18 protein-coding genes are annotated in these 21,644 nt (G+C 27.4%); 15 read left to right on the forward strand and 3 right to left on the reverse strand.

The features are described 5' to 3' along the window. Positions 1 to 4 precede the first annotated feature (4 nt). The 8 genes from IC173_RS15160 to IC173_RS15195 all read left to right on the forward strand — a co-directional run bounded on the left by IC173_RS15160 (position 5) and on the right by IC173_RS15195 (position 10,481). Positions 5 to 634 carry a TerD family protein gene (locus IC173_RS15160; RefSeq protein WP_227433092.1) on the forward strand — a complete coding sequence of 210 codons (630 nt, stop codon included), beginning with the start codon at positions 5 to 7 and terminating at the stop codon, positions 632 to 634. Further along, complete coding sequence (locus tag IC173_RS15165) at positions 624 to 3,383, forward strand: calcium-translocating P-type ATPase, PMCA-type (RefSeq protein WP_227855800.1); 2,760 nt, start codon at positions 624 to 626, stop codon at positions 3,381 to 3,383. The genes IC173_RS15160 and IC173_RS15165 overlap by 11 nt, the downstream gene beginning before the upstream one ends. Positions 3,384 to 3,467: 84 nt before the next feature. Beyond that, entirely contained in the window at positions 3,468 to 5,030 is a 1,563-nt protein-coding gene (locus IC173_RS15170; RefSeq protein ID WP_227433095.1) for a YceG family protein, read from the forward strand. Further along, positions 5,031 to 6,167: a toxic anion resistance protein gene (locus IC173_RS15175; protein WP_227433096.1), complete on the forward strand. Its 1,137-nt coding sequence runs from the start codon at positions 5,031 to 5,033 to the stop codon at positions 6,165 to 6,167. 60 nt (positions 6,168 to 6,227) lie between these two features. Next, positions 6,228 to 7,304 carry an HpcH/HpaI aldolase/citrate lyase family protein gene (locus IC173_RS15180; protein ID WP_227433097.1) on the forward strand — a complete coding sequence of 359 codons (1,077 nt, stop codon included), beginning with the start codon at positions 6,228 to 6,230 and terminating at the stop codon, positions 7,302 to 7,304. Continuing rightward, on the forward strand, positions 7,282 to 8,520 hold the full coding sequence (locus tag IC173_RS15185) for a phosphoribosyltransferase family protein (protein WP_227831092.1): 1,239 nt from the start codon (positions 7,282 to 7,284) through the stop codon (positions 8,518 to 8,520). Before IC173_RS15180 ends, IC173_RS15185 begins: the two co-directional genes overlap by 23 nt. A gap of 53 nt (positions 8,521 to 8,573) precedes the next feature. Beyond that, positions 8,574 to 9,662 (forward strand): cysteine protease StiP family protein, encoded by a 1,089-nt coding sequence (locus tag IC173_RS15190; RefSeq protein ID WP_227823792.1) that lies wholly within the window; start codon positions 8,574 to 8,576, stop codon positions 9,660 to 9,662. Between the two features lie 27 nt (positions 9,663 to 9,689). Further along, on the forward strand, positions 9,690 to 10,481 hold the full coding sequence (locus IC173_RS15195; RefSeq protein ID WP_227433102.1) for an HAD family hydrolase: 792 nt from the start codon (positions 9,690 to 9,692) through the stop codon (positions 10,479 to 10,481). A 100-nt stretch (positions 10,482 to 10,581) separates the two neighbouring features. Here the strand turns inward: IC173_RS15195 and IC173_RS15200 are convergent, their stop codons facing one another. After that, complete coding sequence (locus tag IC173_RS15200) at positions 10,582 to 11,136, reverse strand: cupin domain-containing protein (protein ID WP_227433104.1); 555 nt, start codon at positions 11,134 to 11,136, stop codon at positions 10,582 to 10,584. Positions 11,137 to 11,332: 196 nt separating this feature from the next. On the opposite strand from IC173_RS15200, the gene IC173_RS15205 reads away from it, so the two are divergent. The 6 genes from IC173_RS15205 (at position 11,333) to IC173_RS15230 (ending at position 17,524) form a co-directional block, all read left to right on the forward strand. Beyond that, entirely contained in the window at positions 11,333 to 12,535 is a 1,203-nt protein-coding gene (locus IC173_RS15205) for a DUF819 domain-containing protein (RefSeq protein ID WP_227834547.1), read from the forward strand. 59 nt (positions 12,536 to 12,594) lie between these two features. Continuing rightward, a complete protein-coding gene (locus tag IC173_RS15210; protein WP_227433108.1) occupies positions 12,595 to 13,578 on the forward strand; it encodes a dipeptidase in 984 nt (327 codons plus the stop codon). Between the two features lie 241 nt (positions 13,579 to 13,819). Next, positions 13,820 to 14,773, forward strand: coding sequence for an iron chelate uptake ABC transporter family permease subunit (locus IC173_RS15215; protein WP_227855801.1), 954 nt, complete (start codon positions 13,820 to 13,822; stop codon positions 14,771 to 14,773). Next, positions 14,763 to 15,719 (forward strand): iron chelate uptake ABC transporter family permease subunit, encoded by a 957-nt coding sequence (locus IC173_RS15220; protein ID WP_227855802.1) that lies wholly within the window; start codon positions 14,763 to 14,765, stop codon positions 15,717 to 15,719. Before IC173_RS15215 ends, IC173_RS15220 begins: the two co-directional genes overlap by 11 nt. Beyond that, positions 15,716 to 16,471: an ATP-binding cassette domain-containing protein gene (locus IC173_RS15225; protein WP_227855803.1), complete on the forward strand. Its 756-nt coding sequence runs from the start codon at positions 15,716 to 15,718 to the stop codon at positions 16,469 to 16,471. Before IC173_RS15220 ends, IC173_RS15225 begins: the two co-directional genes overlap by 4 nt. Before the next feature lie 84 nt (positions 16,472 to 16,555). Further along, entirely contained in the window at positions 16,556 to 17,524 is a 969-nt protein-coding gene (locus IC173_RS15230; protein ID WP_227834546.1) for a siderophore ABC transporter substrate-binding protein, read from the forward strand. 133 nt (positions 17,525 to 17,657) lie between these two features. Here the strand turns inward: IC173_RS15230 and IC173_RS21015 are convergent, their stop codons facing one another. Further along, a complete protein-coding gene (locus tag IC173_RS21015; protein ID WP_227855825.1) occupies positions 17,658 to 17,873 on the reverse strand; it encodes a GntR family transcriptional regulator in 216 nt (71 codons plus the stop codon). Between the two features lie 984 nt (positions 17,874 to 18,857). Between IC173_RS21015 and IC173_RS15240 the strand changes: the two genes are divergently transcribed. After that, complete coding sequence (locus IC173_RS15240) at positions 18,858 to 20,717, forward strand: GGDEF domain-containing phosphodiesterase (RefSeq protein WP_227855804.1); 1,860 nt, start codon at positions 18,858 to 18,860, stop codon at positions 20,715 to 20,717. A gap of 298 nt (positions 20,718 to 21,015) precedes the next feature. Here the strand turns inward: IC173_RS15240 and IC173_RS15245 are convergent, their stop codons facing one another. Further along, positions 21,016 to 21,615: a TerD family protein gene (locus tag IC173_RS15245; RefSeq protein WP_227433117.1), complete on the reverse strand. Its 600-nt coding sequence runs from the start codon at positions 21,613 to 21,615 to the stop codon at positions 21,016 to 21,018. Between the last annotated feature and the right edge of the window lie 29 nt (positions 21,616 to 21,644).

The following is a 21,644-nucleotide window of genomic DNA, read 5'->3' on the forward strand; positions in this document are numbered from 1 at the left end:
TAGTATGTCAATTAATTTATCAAAGGGTGATAAAATAGATTTAAAAAAATCCAACCCAGGATTGAGTAATATACTTGTGGGCCTAGGATGGGACCCTGTGCAACAGGCAGGTGGAGGATTCCTTAAGTCTTTATTTGGTGGAGGACAAGCTGATATAGATTGCGATGCATCTGTATTTATGCTAAATCAGGAAGGAAAATTAAGTGGTATAAAAGACTTAATTTATTTTGGAAATTTAAAGAGTGCCTGTAAGTCAGTTTTACATACAGGAGATAACTTAACTGGTGAAGGTGTGGGTGATGATGAACAAATTCTAGTTAATTTAGATAAAGTTCCATCAAATATTCACAGATTATTATTTGTAGTAAATATATACAATTGTATAGACAGAAAACAACACTTTGGGATGATAAAAAATGCCTATATAAGAGTTGAGGACCAAAGCAATAAAAAGGAAATAGCAAAGTATAATTTATCTGATAATTATTCAGAAAAAACTACTCTTATAGTAGGGGTTATATATAGAAAAGATGGAAGTTGGCAGTTTAAAGCAATAGGTGAAGGAACAAAAGATGCGGGTCTTAAAGAAGTAATGCAAAATTTAGACAGGATTGAGTGTGTATATGGAATTTAATAACGATATCAAATATTATAATGTTGACAAAGAAGACGTAACTAAAGACTTATCTGTTAACCCTGATAGAGGTCTATCAGAATCAGAAGTCAAGACTAGAAGAGAAAAGTATGGTTTAAATGAATTTACACCAAAAGAGGAAGGAAGCTTTTGGGATGATTTAAAAGACAGTTTAAGTGAACCAATGATAGTTATTTTAATTATTGCAGCAGTAGTAAGTGCAGTAATTGGAGAAACTCATGATGCAATAGGGATTGTAGGAGCTATAGCAATAGGTATAGCAATAGGTATGATTACAGAAGGTCGTTCTAAGAAAGCAGCAGATGCTCTTTCTAAGATGACTGAAAATATTGAAGTTAAAGTACTAAGAGATGGAGAAATACATCAAATTTCTAAGAATGAACTAGTACCAGGAGATATAGTATATATTGAAACTGGTGATATGGTACCTGCTGATGGTAGACTTATAGAAACTATAAATCTTAAAATTAGAGAAGATATGTTAACAGGAGAATCAGATGATGTATCTAAAAAATGTGATGTAGTAGTTCCAATGGAAGAAATAGAATCTAAAGGAGCACTAGTGGTACAAGAACCAATTCCTGCAAAACAAATAAATATGGTATTTGGTGGTACACTTGTTGCTTATGGTAGAGGAATATTAGTTGTAACTTCAATTGGAGATAGCAGTGAAATGGGTAAAATTGCTCAAAACTTATCAGATGCAGATGAGCAAACTCCACTTCAGATAAAGCTTGGAAATTTAGGTGGATTGATAGCTAAAGTTTCCAGTGCAGTAGCAGGACTATTATTTATATTCATGGTTTTCCAAATGGTAAGTAAGAATGTATTAAATGTTGATATGTCTGGAATTTTACCATTTTTAGAATCAATAGACCCTGTTAAAACAGCCTTTACAGTATGTGTTGCATTGATAGTTGCAGCAGTTCCAGAAGGTCTGCCAACTATGATAAATATGACACTTGCAATAACAATGCAAAAAATGGCTAAAATAAATGCCTTAGTTACCAAAAAAGAAGCTTGTGAAACTATAGGTTCTGTTTCTGTAATATGTTCAGATAAAACTGGTACATTAACAGAAAATAGAATGACAGTAGAAGTTGCATATATTGATGGAAGATATATTGAGAGCTCAGAAGAAGAAATAAATAGTTATTTTGAAGAAAACTGTATGATAAACTCTACAGCTGATGTAGAGCATAATGATAATGATGTTAAGTACCTAGGAAGTGCTACAGAATGTGCATTACTTCTATATTATAAAAATGTAGATTACAGACAAGTTAGAAAAGAATCTAATATAGTAGCTCAAAATCCTTTTACTTCTGATTCAAAGAGAATGACATCTGTCATAGGTCAAGATAATAATCATGTGTTGTTATCAAAAGGAGCACCAGAAGTATTGCTTGAGCTATGTTCACACATTCAAAGAGGTAAAGACATAGTTCCAATAACTGAAGGTATAAAACATGAGATTTTAGAAGAAATAAAAAAATTACAAGTAAAATCAATGAGAACCTTAGGTTTTGCATATAAAGAAATTTCCCAAGCTGAAGAAGAAGCAGCAGTAACTGCTGAAAGTGATTCTATGAATGTAAGTGCAATGGAAAGTAATTTAGTATTTAGTGGATTTGTTGGTATAAGAGACCCACTTAGAAAAGATGTTATAGAATCAGTGAATACAGCAAATAAAGCTGGTGTTTCTGTAAAAATGCTTACAGGAGACAATATAAATACAGCAAGAGCTATAGGTGAAGAGTTAGGTCTATTAAAAGGAAATATGAGAGCAGTTGAAGCTTCATATATAGATACTTTAGATGATGAAGAATTAAAACAAGAAATACAAACTATTTCGATTGTTGCAAGAAGTAAGCCAGATAGTAAAATGAGAATAGTTTCAGCTCTTCAAAAGAGTGGAGATGTTGTTGCTGTAACAGGTGATGGGATAAATGATGCCCCAGCGCTTTCAAAGGCAGATGTTGGTATAGCAATGGGTATATCTGGTACAGAAGTATCAAAAAGTGCAGCAGATATAATTTTAACTGATGATAGTTTTAGCACTATTGTAAAAGGTATTAAATGGGGTAGAGGAATTTATGATAACTTCCAAAGATTTGTTCAATTCCAATTAACAGTAAATGTAATTGCATTTTTAGTGGCTATAATATCTCAGGTTATGGGACAAGAAATGCCATTTACAACAATACAATTGTTGTGGGTAAATATAATTATGGATGGGCCACCAGCACTAGCATTAGGTTTAGAGCCTGTTAGAGACCACGTATTAAATAGAAAACCTGTTGATAGAAAAGCAAATATAATTTCTAAGTCAATGGTATATACAATAGTATTAAATGCATTCTATATAACAGCAATACTATTGTTACAATCTACATTTAACTTCTTAGGTGTTGATGAAGCTCATAAGGGAACTGTAATGTTTGCGTTATTTGCTTTTAGTGCATTATTTAATGCATTTAACTGTAGAGAATTTAGTGCAGATAGTATTTTTCCAAACTTTACACATAATAAACTAGCATTACAAATAATAGTTTTAACAGGTATTGCACAAGTAATATTTACTCAGTTATTCCAAGATTTCTTTAATTCTGTAGCTATGGATGTTATGACATGGGTAAAAGTTTTATGTGTTGCAGCAAGTGTAGTTGTAGTCAATGAAGTTGTAAAGTGTGTAATAAGATTAGTAAAACCAAAGAAAACAGCTTAAAACAAATTTTATAAAAAAACAAACTGGCTCAAAATATATATTTTGAGTCAGTTATCAATAAACAATTAAATTGGGAGGATAATTATGGGTGACTCAAAGGTATTTGAAAAAATATTCTCCAGCCAATCAGATAGAGGAAATTACACTCCTTCAAAGGGATATCTAAGTTATTTTATTTCATATATTGGTTTAGAAGATGAGATTTTGTATAATCTTGAAATATTTAAGGCGAAGCAAAATATTGATAGTAGAAAAGATATTGCCTTATTTACTGATGCTATAGCAAATCCTAGTGATTTTGACATTATTAATTATTTTAAAAATGGGCTTAAAAATTATAAAAACAGTACAGAAGATGTAGACATAAGTATTTTAGGGTTTGAAGAAATAGATTATAAAATAAAGCAAGCAATAGATAAAGTATTAAAAGAGGAAGAAAAAGATTTTACTAATGATAGAGTTAAACAAAATTTTATAGTGAAAATAATGGCATGGATAAAGACTTATATTGGTGCCTTAGATATAAATAAAAATGATGCTCCAAAAATAATATTTTATGGAGACATAAAAAAGCATGAAGTCTATCTACTTTTAATATTGTACTTAGCAGGATTTGATATATTATACCTTAATCCAAACTCAAAGAGTAATATAAGTATCTTAAATTTAGAGAAATATAAGATAGAATTAGAAGAGGCTAATATAATAGAAGAAAATGTTTCTTTTGAAGATAGAGTTGTTTCAGGTGAAAAGATAGATAAAGGCTCTGTAAAAAAAGCTTTCACTGTTGGAGCAGAAGCATCAAAAAGAATAAGTGAAGAATTGTTAAATGATGCTGGATTTATAAAACCCTGGCAACTTCAAGATAGAAAAATAAAAAGCTTGCTTTTAAGTTCAACTATTGATGAAATATCAATATATTGGAATCAGCCATTAAAATTGAGACCAGGATTTAAGTTTAATGATACTATAGTAGAAACTCCAGTTTTCTTTTCTAAAATCAATGGAATATATAATGATAAAAATGAATACATTAAGTTTTTAGATTTATTAAGAGATTCAGAAAGTTCAACATTTATTGAATTTAATGGAGAGATAGATAGATTTTCAAAAGAATTTACAAGAGAAGCTTTTAGCCTATCATTTGTATTAAATTCAAAAGGTATTATAGATAAAAATTCTGTTTTAAATAATAAAGAATATTCTATTTCAACATTAGCATTAAATCAACAAATTATGATTTTAGAAAAAGTGGAAGAACTTATAGAAGGCAACATGTTTTTAAATGGACTAAGTGGAGAGGATAAAATAAAAGGCTTATTCACAGTACTTCATATGGATAAAAAGCTTGTTCATATGATGAATAATTTCGATTACTCTCTCATAAATCCAAAGTTGGTTATATATATGTATAAGAGCATTGTGTTTGATAAAGAAGTTGTATTCCTAATGCTTTTACTTAGTAAAATTGGATTTGATATTATTATATTATCTCCAGGCGGAGAAAATAATATAGAAAATGTTATAAATAACCAATTGATTGATATACACAGATTGGATAAAATGGTATATGACCTTAAATTGAACTTACTTGAAGATGGAATACCTTTACTTAAAAAAATTTTTGGCAAGAGGAGACGATTTTAAATGGGGATAAATATAAATAATTTTTCAAAAGATAATAATTCTGTAGAGACTGTTGAAAATTTACCTACGACTATACAAGAAGAAAATTTTGATATAATGGAATATACAAATAATAAAAAAAATGAACTTAGAAAGTCTAAAGAGGTGGAGGCTTTAACTTCTCTTATAGAAGTAGAAAATCCAGATACAATTTTACAATTTGGTAGAAAAGCATCTGAAGGAGTAGCTAGAGTTTCTGATAGCCTATTAAACACAATAAAATTAAATAGAAATGAAGAAAATTCTAAGATGCTTGTTCACTTAACTAAAATAATGGATAAGTTTGATTTAGATGATTTTCAAGAAACTAAGGAACCAAATTTTGTTCAAAAACTTTTCAAAAAAGCTAATAATGCTATTGAAATGATGTTTCAAAAGTATGAAACACTGGGAGGAGAAGTTGAAAAGATTCAAATTGAACTTGAACAATATGAAAGAGATATAGCTCTTTCTAACAAGCAAATTGGTGCTATGCTAAATGAAAATTTTGACTTTTATAATGAACTTCAAAAATATATTGTTGCTGGAGAAATGGCAGTAGAAGAAATGGATAATGAAATACTACCATATTTCAAACAAAAATCAGAGACTAGTGGAGACCAAATGGATATTGTCAACTATCAAGAACTATTAAAAGTCTATGATATGTTAAATCAAAGAGTCTATGATTTAAGGATAGCAGAAAATATAGCTATTCAGACTATACCTATGCTGAGAGGTATGCAACATAATAACTATGGTTTAATTAGAAAAATCAATAGTGCCTTTGTTGTAACTCTACCAGTATTTAAACAATGTTTATCTCAAGCTATATTACTTAAAAAGCAAGAATTACAAGCAAAGTCTTTAAAAGCTCTTGATGATAAAACTAATGAATTACTGCTTAGAAATGCACAAAATGTAAGTTCTCAAAGTGCACAAATAGCTAGAATGGCTGGAACAAGCTCTGTGCAAATAGAGACATTAGAAAAAATGTACAATACCATTAAATCTGGTATAGATGAAACTATGAGAATAGAAGAAAATAATAGAGTTACAATTAAGGATAATACAAAGAGATTAGAAGAATTAAATACAGCTATAATTTATAATAAGTAGTATATTAAGGGCTAATTTTGATAAAGTTGGCCCTTTCTATGTATATGAGGAGGCCACACATTGAAATATTTCGATTATATCTGCAAAGAGGATTTAGAGAAAATTTTTTTGAAAGTGCCAGAAGACTTTAATGCCAATACTGAAAAAGATGTACTGAAATATGCACTAGGTGCTTTTTTATACGTTCCAGCGACTCAATATAACATGATTTATAAAAGTATTATAGGTGATGTTAAGGGAGTTAGACCATTAGCTATTTGTTTAGAAGATGCTGTTGGGGCAAATGGAGAATCTGAGGCTATAGAAAATCTTAAATTGATTTTGAAAAATATTAGCAATGAAAATATAACTAATAAAGATGGTATACCATTAATTTTTGTGAGAATAAAAGATGTAGAGCAATTGCTAAGAATTAAAGAGATTATAATTAAAAACAATAATACAATAACAGGAATATTGATTCCTAAAGCAAATTCTGAGTTAATTGAAAACTGTATAGAAGTTTTGAATTCTATAGGTCTTCAAAATATGTATGTTATTCCAATAATAGAAACAAGAGAATTCATATATAAAGAAAACAAAGAATTAAGCTTCAGTAGTTTATATAATACTATTTTAAGATATAAATCAAGAATACTCAGTATTAGAATAGGTCTAACTGACATATTAGGTATGTATGGTATAAGAAGAAATAAAAATTTTTCTATATATAATAATTTAATTTGTTCTTCTTTTATATTAGATATAATTACATATCTTCAAAGACCAGAGATAGATATACCAATAAGTGGAGGTGTATCGGAATTTTTTGATATGACAAATGAAGAGATAAGAAATAAGTATATAGAAGAAATACTATTGGATAAATTTCATGGATTAGTTGGAAAGACAGTAATTCATCCAATGCAAATTCAAATTGTACAAGCTTTGTCTGCAGTATCATATGAAGATTTTACTGATGCTTTAGAGATACTTGATAGTACAAATAGTAAATATGGTGTGAGTAAAGGCATATTAGGTGAGAGAATGAATGAAACTAATCCTCATTTTTTATGGGCTAAAAAAACATTGATTTTATCTAAAATATATGGTGTATTAAATAAAGGAGTAGACTATGAAGAATTGCTTAAATTTTAATTGTGAGATTGACATTGTTGATAATCCATTGAACTTAGATTTAAATGATTTTTTAGATATAGGAATAAGAAATAACAGCAAAAGACGTTTTTTATTTATATCAAAAAAACTTGGAAAACATTTAGCTTGTAAGCCAAGTGAAATGGATAATTTAGGAAAACTAATGGCTACGATTTATAATAAAAAAAATAAGGTGGCATCAAATGGAACTGTAATAGCTTTTGCAGAAACTGGGACAGCCGTTGGGCATAGCTTTTTTGATTACTTATCTGGAAATTATGAATTTATTCATACCACTAGAGAGCAATTTGATGAGCTAGAAAATTTAGATTTTTTAGAAGAACATTCTCATGCAACAGACCAAAATTTATATTTTGAAATGCTAGACAACTTTAAATTTGGCGATGAAGTAATTTTGGTAGATGATGAAATTACTACAGCTAATACATGTATGAATATAATCAGAAAGATTCAAAGTATCTATCCTAAAAAAATATATACTATATGTTCTATACTTAATTGGGTAAGTGATGAAAATTTAAGAAGAATTAGTAGTCTAGAAATAGAACTTGGATGTAAAATAGAATTTGTGTATTTATTTAAAGGAGACTTTAATTTTGATATAAATGAAGATATTGTTGCAAATTACAATGATAATTACAATATTAGTAAATTGAGTATTATGAAGGATGATAAAATAAATTTAATAGTAAATCATATCAATGTTGATTTAGAAGATTATATTGGAAATAAAAAATATATAAGATATACAGGTAGGTTTGGAATTAACAAAAGAGAACAAATTAAATTAAAAGAAATTATAAAAAGAGAAAGTAAAAAAATAGTTATAGAAAGTAAAGAATCTTTAAAAAAGAAAGCAGAAAAGGTTCTATTTTTAGGCACTGAAGAATTTATGTATATACCTATGTTATTTGCAAAAGAAAAAGAAAATCAATGTGATATATACTATCATTCAACAACTAGAAGTCCAATAATTAATATTGATAAAAATAATTATCCTATTAGAAGTAAGTTTAAATTAAAGAGTTTTTATAATTTAGATGTTCAAAATTACATTTACAACATAGACAGACATAATTTTTCTGAGTGTTATTTATTTGTTGAGTTAGATAAAAGTGAGAATTCTTATCTGGAATTTATTGATATAATTAAAAATACAAGTATAAAAAAATTGACTATAGTATGTTGTAGCTAAAATGTTTTATTGCGATAAAATATATCACAGTTTTAAGATAGGAGTTGAGTCATATGAGAGAATTTAGCACATATTCTAAAGATGATGTTATCTTTTTATTAAAAGATATATCAAATTTAATTGAAGAAGAAGGAAACAAAGAGAGAGAGTTAAAAATACAAAATGGCAGACATTATTCGGAAATGATACCAATAGAGTATGAGGTTAGCGAAGATTATCTGAAATTATATCATGATAAACTAGAAGAAAATAAGAATAAACTTGCATTTTCTATAGGTGTTATGTGTGAAAAGATAATTAAAAAAAATGGAAATGATGTTGTACTAGTTTCACTTGCTAGAGCAGGAACTCCAATTGGTATTTTGGCAAAGAGATATCTAAGAAATAAGTATAGTTTAAATTTACCTCACTATACAATATCTATAATAAGAGATAAAGGAATAGATATGAATGCAGTTGAATATATAATAAATAGTCATCCAGATTCAAACATACAATTTTTAGATGGATGGACTGGCAAGGGAACAATATCAAGGGAGCTAGAAAAAGCATGTGATGAGCTTAAAATTAAATTTAAAAAGAATTTTGATTCAACACTTGCCGTATTAGCTGACCCTGCTGGATATTCTGGACTTTATGGAATTAGAGAAGACTTTTTAATACCAAGTGCATGTTTAAACTCAACTGTTTCTGGATTAGTGAGTAGAACTGTGCTAAGAGAAGATTTGATTGGTAAGGATGATTTTCATGGTGCTAAGTTTTATAGCCATTTAAAGGATAAAGATGAGTCTATAAATTATATAGAAACTATAGAAGCATGTTTCAAAAACCAATTTGAAAATATATCTGATGAAGTTGAAAAATGGAAAAGTGATATTATAACTAAAGATGGTTATTTTGATGTTTTAAATATAAAGGAAAAGTACGATATAAAAGATATCAACTTTATCAAGCCAGGGGTAGGAGAAACAACAAGAGTTTTACTTAGGAGAGTTCCATATAAGATACTTGTTAAAGACTTAAATGATAAATCTTTAGAGCATATATTTATTTTGGCAAAAGAAAAAAATGTTGAAGTTGAGAAAATAGATTTAAAAGCTTACAAGTGTTGTGGCATAATAAAGAATATGAAAGATGTTTAGAAAATATATTTGACAGGAGAATGCTGAATGATTGTTTTTTCAGACTTAGACAGGAGTATTATTTACTCTGATAAATTTTTAAATACTAATAAGAGATATACCAATATAGAAATCTATAAAGAGAAAGAAATCTCTTATATATCTTTAAATACTATAAATTTAATAAAACAAATACAGTACTATGGTATGTTTGTACCAACTACTACTAGAACAATAGAGCAGTTTAAGCGTATAGAATTTAATAAATATGGTATTTACTTTCCATGGAGTATAACTTCAAATGGAGGAGTTATACTTAAAGATAATGAAATATTGAAATCATGGAGTGAAAAGATAGACAAATTAAAATCTGACTATGAGCCTATTGAAAGCATGGTAGATAAATTTAAAATTTATTTGAATGTAGAAGGAATAACTAATTTTAAAGTTGCAGAGGATACATTTTTTTATATAGTTGTAGATTTTAAAAAATTTAATTTAGATTCAATTAGGGAGTATATAAATATATTAGAATCAAAAAATTGGAGATTGTATGTGAGTGGTAGAAAAATTTATTTTATACCAAAAGAAATCTCAAAAGAAAATGCCATAGAATATTTAACCAAAGAATTAGGAATAGAAAGTTTTTATGCAATTGGGGATTCTATTATGGATTATGGGATGCTCGATATTTCAAATAAAGCTTATGTATTGAAGCATGGTGATATAAATAAAAATGAAATAAAAAACACATTTATATCAAGTAAATTTGATGGAATGAGTGGAACTGAGGAAATATTATCTGAAATTTTAGATGAAAGTTGTCTACTCAATATATAACCAATAAACTAGAAAAGTCTGAAATAAATTAGGATAAAATTTATCATACTAATTTATTTCAGATTTTTATTAATTTATATTTAAACAAGAGCTGCATATATTAAAATGAAGGTGGAGTCATTGCCCAGACGGAAATACATTCATCATCATCACAGTTTTCATATATATGTGGTATAGTGCTGTTAAAATAAAAACTGTCACCCTCCTCTAATATATACTCTTTATTACCAAGTGTTATTTTCATTTTTCCTTTTATTATGTATCCGCATTCCTCTCCTTCATGTGTAACAAATTCATTACTTTTTTTTGTATGTCCATTTAATGTGACAAGTATAAATTCTATTTTTTTTCCAATTAAATTAGGAACAAGAAGCTCGTAAAATTTTGTAGAATCGTTAGTTACTATTTTCTTTCGATTGTTTTTCTTTACTACTATATTAGAATTATCCTTCCCAATATCATCAAAAAAATAACCTATGTTTACATCAAGCGTTTTTGATATTTTCCACATTGCTATAATTGATGGAACAACCATATTACGTTCAATTTGACTTATTAAACCTGTACTTAAACCAGACTCTTTTGCTAAGGTAGCTATACTTATATTTTTAGATTTTCTAAGAGCTCTAATTTTGCTTCCAACATCTATGTCCATTAGATAAAAACCCCCTCAAACATGATTATAACATATATAGTTTTCAAAATTAATAAAATAAAATAAAAGTTATATAATGCATGTATTTACATCGTTATATTGAATTTTCTGAAAAGATGAATTATAATAGTATTAATATTCAATATATTGAATATTAATACTGATATTTTAATTTAATGAAATGGAGGCGGTTGAGATGAAGAGTTTTGTAAGTCCTGATAATATTTGGGTATTGTGGGCAATTGTAACTGGATGGGCAGCATTTAGTATTTATTTAGAGCAAAAGTATAGTTGGGCATCAAAAATATCAGGAGCAATAATAGCTCTTGTAGGAGCAATGTTATTATCAAATCTAAATATTATACCAGTAGAGTCTGTTGTATATGACCAAGTCTGGGGTTATGTTGTCCCTTTAGCCATAGCTTTGTTGTTATATCAATGTAATATCAAAAAGATATGGAAAGAGAGTGGAAGATTACTTGTAATATTTCTTGTAGGTTCTATAGGAACTGTACTTGGAGCTATGATTGGATTCTTGGCATTAAAAAATGCAGTACCAGATTTAAATATTGTTGCAGCCATGATGACAGGTTCTTATATAGGTGGAAATGTAAACTTTGCAGCTATGTCAGGAGCATTTGATGCACCTGGAGAATTGGTATCAGCAACTGTTGTAGCAGATAATCTTTTGATGGCATTATATTTCTTTGTTTTAATAGCTATCCCATCTATTGGATTTTTTAGAAAACATTTTAAACATCCACATGTAGATGAGATGGAAAGCATAGGTGTAAATGAAGGCGAAACAATAGCAGCAAATTATTGGGGAAGAAAAGAAATATCTTTAAAAGATATAGCAATAGCCATTGGTAGTGCTTTTATAATAGTTGCAGTATCAGTAGAATTGTCAGGTTGGTTTAAAGCTATAATACCAACATCAAATCCATTTTTAGCAATGTTAAATACTTTATTTGGCAATCAATATCTAATAATAACTACTTTAACTATGATGTTTGCTACCTTTATGCCTAATTTCTTTAGTGATATAAAAGGAGCGCAAGAGCTGGGTACATTTTTAATCTACATTTTCTTTGTCGTAGTAGGTGTTCCTGCTTCAATCCCATTAATAATTCAAAAATCACCATTATTACTTTTATATTGTGGAATAATGGTACTTATAAACATGCTAGTTACATTTACAGTTGCCAAAATATTTAAGTTTAGCTTGGAAGAAGCTATTCTTGCATCTAATGCAAATATTGGTGGACCTACAACAGCAGCAGCTATGGCAATATCAAAAGGGTGGTCTAAGTTAGTAGGGCCAATACTTATAGTTGGAACATTTGGTTATATAGTTGGTAATTATTTTGGTCTTTTGGTAGGAAATATTTTAATATAAGTTTTGTAAAGAGTGAAAAACAAACGTTTGAAAAAGATTTTATTTAATTGGAGGTTGTCATGATTTTTGATGGACATTCAGATACTTGGTCAGATGTAACGATAAGAAGAATTAATGGAGAGAAAGATGTATTTAGAAGAATCCATCTTGAAAATTTTAAAAAAGCAAATATTGAAGGGGCTATTTTTGTAATATGGATAGACCCACCATATGATAAAAAGCCTGAAAAGAGAGTTAAGCAGATAATAGAATGTGTAAAAGAAGAAATTGAAGATATGAAGGATATTGTAAACATAGTAAAAAAATATTCTGATATAAATAAAGGTCTAAATGAGAATAAAATAAATATTTTAATTGGTCTTGAAGGTTTAAGCCATGTTGGAAAAAATTTAGACTTAATCGAATATTATTATAAAGAAGTTGGAGCTAGACATGCATCATTAACTTGGAATGAGCAGAATGAACTTGCTACAGGGTGTTTAGGAGATGAAAACAGAGGCTTAACTGCAATAGGAAAAAAAGCAGTAGATAAGTTAGAACAATTAGGTATGCTAATAGATGTATCACATCTAAATGAAAAATCATTTTGGGATTTGATGTCTGTTGTAAGTAAACCAGTTATAGCATCTCATTCTAATGTTAAGAATCTATGTGATGTAAAAAGAAATCTTACAGATAATCAATTAAAAGAAATTTCAAAAACAGGTGGATTAGTGGGAATAAATAGCTTTAGAGCATTTACCAATATTAATCCTAAGAAGCAAGATTTAATACATTTAGTTGACCATATAGATTATATGGTGAATCTTATAGGTATAGAGCATGTATCTTTTGGTTTTGATTTTAGCGATTATCTAGGAGAAGAGACTATAGGTTCTTTTACTGAAGAAAATTCCAAAAATCCAAGTGTAGATGGGCTTAAAAGTACATATGAAGCTAAAAATATAATAGTAGAGCTTGAAAAAAGAGGATATAAAAAAAGTGATATAAATCTAATATCTAGTGGAAACTTTTATAGAGTGTTTAAAGAGATACTAAAGTAAGATAGTAATTAAATTAGGTGTAGAAAATACTATATTTAATAAGAAGCATTCATATATATAGATTTATATATGAGATATGGTTTAGATTAAATTTAAATGTTACTAGAATTTTTAATTCTAGTAACATTTTTTATATAAAAAAACAAATATATATACATATTGACAATGATAATTATTATTGATAAAATGTAAAAAGAAATGATAATAATTATCATTTTTAGTAAAAAATTAAGGAGAGAGAATGAAAAAGAGATATTTAATTATAGGAATAATAATTTTATCTTATTTTTCCTTATTTATAGGAGCAGAAGATATAAACATAATGCATATATTTGCAAAAAATCAGCATAAACTTATGATATTTGTCATGAGTAGAATACCAAGATTAATAAGTATATTAATTGCAGGTATAGGAATGAGTATAGCAGGCCTTATAATGCAACAGATAAGTAAAAATAAATTTGTATCGCCTACTACAGGAGCAACAATAGATGCGGCTCAATTTGGTATAGTAATTAGTATGCTTTTAATACCAAGTGCATCGATTTTCACGAAGACCATAATAGCATTTATATTTTCTCTTATAGGAACATTTATGTTCATGAAAATAATAAGGAAGTTACAGTTTAAAAGTATAATATTCGTGCCATTAGTAGGTATAATGTTTGGAAATATAATAGGTTCTATGACTGATTTTATTTCATATAAATATGATTTGAGTCAAAATGTAAGTTCTTGGATGCAAGGTGACTTTTCTATGATACTTAAAGGAAATTATGAAATATTATACATAACAATACCTCTCATAATAGTAGCATATATTTATGCAAATAGATTTACTGTTGTTGGGATGGGGATGGATTTTGCAACTAACCTAGGTCTAAGTTATAAAAAAGTCGTTAATGTAGGTTTAATAATAGTAGCTCTTGTTACAGTATGTGTAGTTGTTACTGCTGGTAATATACCTTTTATAGGTCTAATAGTTCCTAATATTGTATCTTTGTATATGGGTGACAATATAAGAGATAGTATATGGCATACGGGATTATTTGGGGCACTATTTGTACTTATATGTGATATTTTTGGAAGGCTTATCATTTATCCATATGAAATATCTATAGGGCTTACAGTTGGTGTTATAGGAAGTATACTATTCCTTTACTTAATACTAAGGAGGAATATAAATGAAGCTTAGTCTTAATAAAAAAATTTACTTAGTGACTGCATTACTCTTGATATCAATGGCACTTTTTTTAACCTATGGAATAGATATGAATAATCTAGATTATGCATTATCACAAAGAATACCAAAAATACTTGCAATGATACTTGGAGGAGGATGTATAGCATTTACTACAGTAGTATTTCAAACAATTACTAACAATCAGATATTAACACCAAGTGTGCTAGGATTAGATTCCTTATATGTAATGATTCAAACTATAATAGTATTTATATTTGGAGCAAGCAGTAATCTCATTACAAATGAAAATTATAATTTTATCATTAATGTGACTATAATGATTGTAGCTTCAATGTTATTGTATAGGGCATTGTTTGAAAGAAAAGAAAATAATATTTTCTTTTTAATCCTAGTAGGAATGGTATTTGGAACTCTATTTAAAAGTGCAACAACATTTATTCAAGTAATGATAGACCCTAATGAATTTCTAGCACTACAAACTAGCATAATGGCTAGTCTAAATAATATAAATACAAATGTATTGTTAATTGCATTTATAATAGTTATTGCAACAATACCTTTTATATATGATGATATAAAATATTTAGATGTACTATCATTAGGTAGAGAGCAAGCAATTAATTTAGGTGTAGATTTTGATAAAGTAGTAAAAAAAATGATAATCCTAATAGCAATTTTAGTTTCAGTATCAACGGCACTTATTGGACCTATGACATTTTTAGGTCTTTTACTAGCCAACATAGCTAGAGAAGTTTTTAAAACATATAAACATACCTATTTAATTTTAGGTTCTATATTGCTAGGAATGATTACGTTAATAATAGGTCAATTTTTTATACAACATATATTCAAATTTGATACAACATTAAGTGTAGTAATAAATTTTATAGGAGGAATTTACTTTATCCAATTATTATTAAAGGGGGCAAATAGATGATAGAAATAAAAAATATATTTAAAAAATATAAAAATAAAAATGTTGTAGATAATGTTTCTTTTAATATAGAAAAAGGAAAAATAACATCTTTTATAGGTCCAAATGGGGCTGGTAAAAGCACTGTGTTATCAATAGTAACAAGACTTATAGGAGGTGATAGTGGAGAAGTATTGATAGAAGGAAAAAGCTTGAGTTCTTACAACAATAAAGAACTTGCAAAAAAAATAGCTATACTTAAACAATCTAATAATATAACTTTAAAACTCACAATAAGAGAATTAGTTGGCTTTGGAAGATTTCCATACAGTGAAGGAAATTTAACTCAAGAGGATGAAAAATATATTAATGAAGCAATAGAGTATATGAAATTAACTGATATACAAGACAAATATTTGGATGAATTAAGTGGAGGTCAAAGACAAAGAGCTTATATAGCAATGGTAATAGCCCAAAATACGGAGTACATATTACTTGATGAACCACTTAACAATTTGGATATGAATCATTCAGTACAAATGATGAAGGTACTTAGAAGTCTTTGTGATGAGTTAGGTAAGACTATAGTGTTGGTCATGCATGATATAAATTTTGCTTCATGCTATTCAGATAATATAGTTGCACTTAAAAATGGAAAAATTGAAAAGGTAGGTCGTACAGATGAAATAGTTAATGAAAAAGTTTTAGGAGATATTTATGAAATGAACTTTGACATTAAGCATATAAATGGAAATAAAATATGTGTTTATTTTTAAAACACTATAGATAAAAATCTATGAATTTTCTAATCAAAATTTAAATTAAGACAAGTATTAATAAAAAATGAGGGAGACATTAAGATGAATAAAAAAGCAGCAATAATAGCAACCGTGGCTATAGTAGGATTAGTAGCAGTATTTGCATTAGGTGGGAGTAAAAAAAGTGATAAGAAAACATTAGATGCTTCAAATGCTACTATAAAAATAACTCATAGCTTAGGAGAAACAGATGTAAAGTTGAAGCCTAAAAAAGTAGTAGTATTTGATTATTCAGCACTAGATACAATGGATGCACTAGGTGTAAGTGAGAGTTTAGTAGGACTTCCAAAATCAAGCTTACCAGTATCTTTAGAAAAGTATAAAGATGAAAAATATGCAGATTTAGGTGGATTAAAAGAACCAGATTTAGAAAGTATAAAATCAACAAATCCAGATTTAATCATAATAAATGGAAGACAAGAAGATTTTTATGAGCAATTATCTAAGATTGCACCAACAATAAGTACAAGTAAAGATGATAAGAAGTATTTAGAATCTGTCAAAAATAATATAAATAAAATAGCTAAAATATTTGGAGTAGAAGAGAAGGCTAATCAAGAATTTGTTAAAATTGAAAAGAAAATAGAAGTTTTAAATAAAAAAGTAACAGAAAAAGACTTAAATGCTTTAACTCTTATGGTAAATGAGGGGAATTTAAGTGTATTTGGTGAAGAGTCTAGATTTAGCATATTATATAATAGTTTTGGATTTAAGAATAAAGATAAAAATATAAAGGAATCAAGTCATGGTCAAAATATTACTTTTGAATATGTAGCTAAACAAAATCCAGATATTATGTTTGTTATAGATAGAGGTATAGCTACTGGTAGTGATGTGAAAGCTGGTTTAACAGCTAAATCTGTTCTAAACAATGACGTAATAAAGTCTATGGATGCTTATAAAAATGATAATATAATATACTTAGATGCACCAACATGGTATGTAAATGATGGTGGTCTTACATCTTTAAATAAGATGATAGATGATGCTTCAAAAGCAGTTAATAAGTAAGTCTATTTTTTATGGCAAATGTGTTTTATATAATGATTATGTAATCAGCCACCTTAAAGTGGCTGATTTTTTTTGATTTAAATACTTCTGTGGACGAGTTTTGTAGACTTGTATAAATCTATAACAGTTTCCTTTATTGCTGAAAAGTAATTAATTGAATACTTTTTTGAATTTCTTCATCTTGTTCAGAGATGATAATAGAAGTTAGTTTAACTCTAATTGAAATATAGCCAGCATCTTGTATTTTTGATAGAGCAGTACGAGCTGTTTGTGATGCAACTCTAAATTGCTTGTAAATTGTTTCAATAGATGGTAGAGTTTGCCCTTTTTTATAATGTCCAAATAATATACTCTATACATAGTATTCATAAATTAAATAATACAAGCCATATTCGTGTTTCAAAGTATTTACACTTCCTATTATTATACAACTTATTTGATGAATCTTATTTTATCATTCTATGTTTAAGGTTTAAGAAAACTAGCTAGAACTTGCGGTTTATTAGTTATTTTGATACAATTAATCTAATACATACATGAACAAGGTTATGTTATTATATTAATAATTCAATGGATATATATTTATTATATAATCTCTCAGGAGTGGTTTAAATATTAGAATAAAATCTTCTAAAAAAACGTTTTTCTATTTTTGTTACTAATTATTGATTTTATCCATATAAAACCTCCAGCATATGCACTAAAGAAAGAATGTAGAAATTGATTAAACAGACCCTTATTTCTCAACTAGTTTACATAAAAAATACTTTGCACAACAAAACTTGAAAAACATTTACAAGTGTATGGGCTTATGAGTGATTATTTTATTAAGTATGATTATAAAAAACACATTGATATTTTCAATACCACCTACAAAGGAGAATTAACAAGCTAGATTAATAACAATGAAAAAAAGGAAAAAGGTCACGATAGATTTTAGATTGCAGATTTTGAATAAAAATAAACAAACATTAAACTTGCAATAGCTATTATGATTATAGTATTTATATAGGTTCTAAAGTTTGTTAACAGAAACTAAACCTAGACCTATTGGAAAATTTGAAAAAATGATGATTTACAAAAATATGCAATGTCAAAAATAAACTATGTAGAATAAAATCTTCTATATTTTAAGTAATAAGAGAGTTTTATTAAGGTTTAATACACGTTATTTGAGAAAATGATTATACAATATTTTACTAAGTTGGTTATTAAAAATGTTTAGAAAATTTATTGAAGAAATCATATTAATTATTTATAACATATAAAAACCTAGTTAGCATAATTGTAGAATATCTGATAAACGTGAAAACATAGGGGATAGAGGTATTTTATGAAGAGATTTTTAAAGATAACTATCTTAGTTTTATTTGTTTTATTAATTTCTATAAGTTACATTTCTGTTCAATTAATTCACAACATTGGAGATTATGGAAAGTTGATTAATTATGTTGGTATTGTTCGTGGAGCGAGTCAACGTCTAACTAAATTAGAAATGAATTTTCAACCAAATGATGAACTAGTAGAATATATCGATGAAATTTTACATGAATTAAATACAGGACATGGAAAATATGGTCTAGTAGTCACTGATTGTAAAAAATATAACGAGTATTTATCTTTATTAGAAAGAAAATGGGAAAATTTAAATATTGAAATTAAAAAAGTAAGGATGGAAGAAGATAGTAGTCAGTTACTACAAACAAGTGAAGAATTTTTTAAGATTGCAAATGACACAGTATTTGAGATAGAACATTATTCGAAAGAAAAAAGCGATTACTTAATGACTTTAATAATTATAATATCAATTGTAGGTATAGTAGCATGGATTATATTGATTATGCAGTACAATAGAAGATTAATTAGACTTGAAAAATTAAATGTAGATTTAAAAAATATTGCATATAAAGATGAACTTACAGGAGCAAATACTATAGACAAGTTTAAGTTGGATGCAGAACAGTATATTTATAAACATAAAGACAAGAAATTTGCTATATTTTATATCGATTTTGAAAATTTTAAGTATATCAATGATATATTTGGATACGATTATGGGGACATGATATTAAAACGCTATTCTAATTTCATGATGGATGATATTGGAAAATATGAAACATTTGCAAGAGAGATTGCAGATAGATTTGTTGCATTAAGATGTTATGTAGATAAGGAAGCTTTACTAAGAAGACAACAAATTGTAGATGATAAGTTGATTAACATTACAGATGAAATTAAAAATAAATATAGTATTACTATTGTCAGTGGAATTTGTTGTATTGAAGATGTGAATGAAAAATTAAATATAGATGACTTGATAAATCGTGCAAATTTTGCACAAAAGACTGTCAAGAATAAACCTGGTACTAAGTATGCTTTTTATAATGAAAATATTCGCAAAAAAATGATTGAAGAAAATACCATTAAGAGTAGAATACATGAAGCACTCGATAGAAGAGAATTTGTTGTTTATTTTCAACCTAAAGTTAATTTACATAATCAAAAAATAGATTGTGCAGAAGCTTTAGTACGTTGGATGACACCAGACAAATGTGTAATATCTCCAGCGATATTTATTCTAATATTAGAAAAGGAATTTTTTATTAGTTTAGTAGACCAATATGTGTTTGAAGAGGTATGCAGATGGATTAGAAAGAGATTAGATGAAAATGAACAAGTTGTTCCCATCTCAGTTAATGTTTCTAAGATTCAATTTTATAATGCTAAGTTTGTAGAAACTTATTCGCGTATACAAAATAAATATAATATACCTAAAAATACTATAGAAATTGAATTTACAGAAAGTGTTGCTTTTGAAAATCAAGAGCATCTTTTAGAAATTGTACATGACCTACATGAAAGTGGCTTTACTTGTTCTTTGGATGATTTTGGAAAAGGATACTCGTCTCTAAGTGTTTTGAAGGATTTACCATTTGATGTTTTAAAGCTTGACTCAATGTTTTTTAAAGAAAGTTTAAATAAAGAAAAAGAGAAGATAGTAATAAAAAATATTATACATATGATAAAAGAGTTAAATATTATAACTGTTGCTGAAGGTATTGAATATAAAGAACAGGTTGAGTTTCTTAAAGAGATTGGGTGTGATTTGGTTCAAGGGTTTGTCTTTTATAAACCAATGCCAATATTAGACTTTGAAAAAATATTAGATGAAGAAACTGTTTATAGTTTATAATAGTTAAAGTATATTTTAATATATACTAATCTAATAAAGTGCTTATAATATAAGTGCTTTATTAATTTTGTTAACTATCTAAAATGTACAGTGATACAAATATTGAGAATAACATCAATACATAATATACAATTTTATTTAAATAATTACATGAAAACTATAAATTCTTATAAGGTTTTATGTGAGGTGTAAATAATATAAAGTTATGTTTTAGAGAAGATGAACTTATTGATAGTGTTGATAGTGAATACATAAATAAAGACTATAAGTAGATTTACCTATAGTCTCTTAAACATTGTTATTTTTTTCCTGCAACCCATTTTAAGCCCCAGTTAAATTCATTATCCATTTCTCTATGTCCTTTAAAGTATTTAACTACCTTTTCAACACTAAATGTTTCATCATTTACATTTTCTATTAATGCTATTGAACACATATTATAGCCATTTTTATGCTCATCAAGCTTAACCACTAAATCAGAATCTTGTTTTTGTTTAATAGTTACAACTCCGTCAGCTTCTGACCAATTAGCCACACCTTCATAAATAAAAGCATAAATCAATATTCTTTTTATTTCTTTTATCTTGTTACCATTGATTCTTATATTTTCGCCTTGTGTATTGCTTCCTGTTCGGTCATCTCCATCTAGTTGAGCAAAAGGAGGATGTTCTAAATTGCCAAAGGAATTGCCTAACGCTTGAACAGCACCTTTTACACCATTTTTCATTTCAAACAAGCAACCTAAATCTAAATCTATATTACTATTTCTTAGAGCTCCAAAAAAGCCCTTTTTTTGTACTTTTTGATTCCAATTTAAATTAACTAAAATCTCACCTAAATCGGTATTTTCTTTTTTTGTAAGATTTATTTTTTGTCCTTTTTTCAATTCTATAGCCATAGTAATCTTCCTCCACAAACATAGATTTA

This window comes from Clostridioides sp. ES-S-0048-02 (assembly GCF_020658495.1).
Lineage (GTDB): Bacteria > Bacillota > Clostridia > Peptostreptococcales > Peptostreptococcaceae > Clostridioides.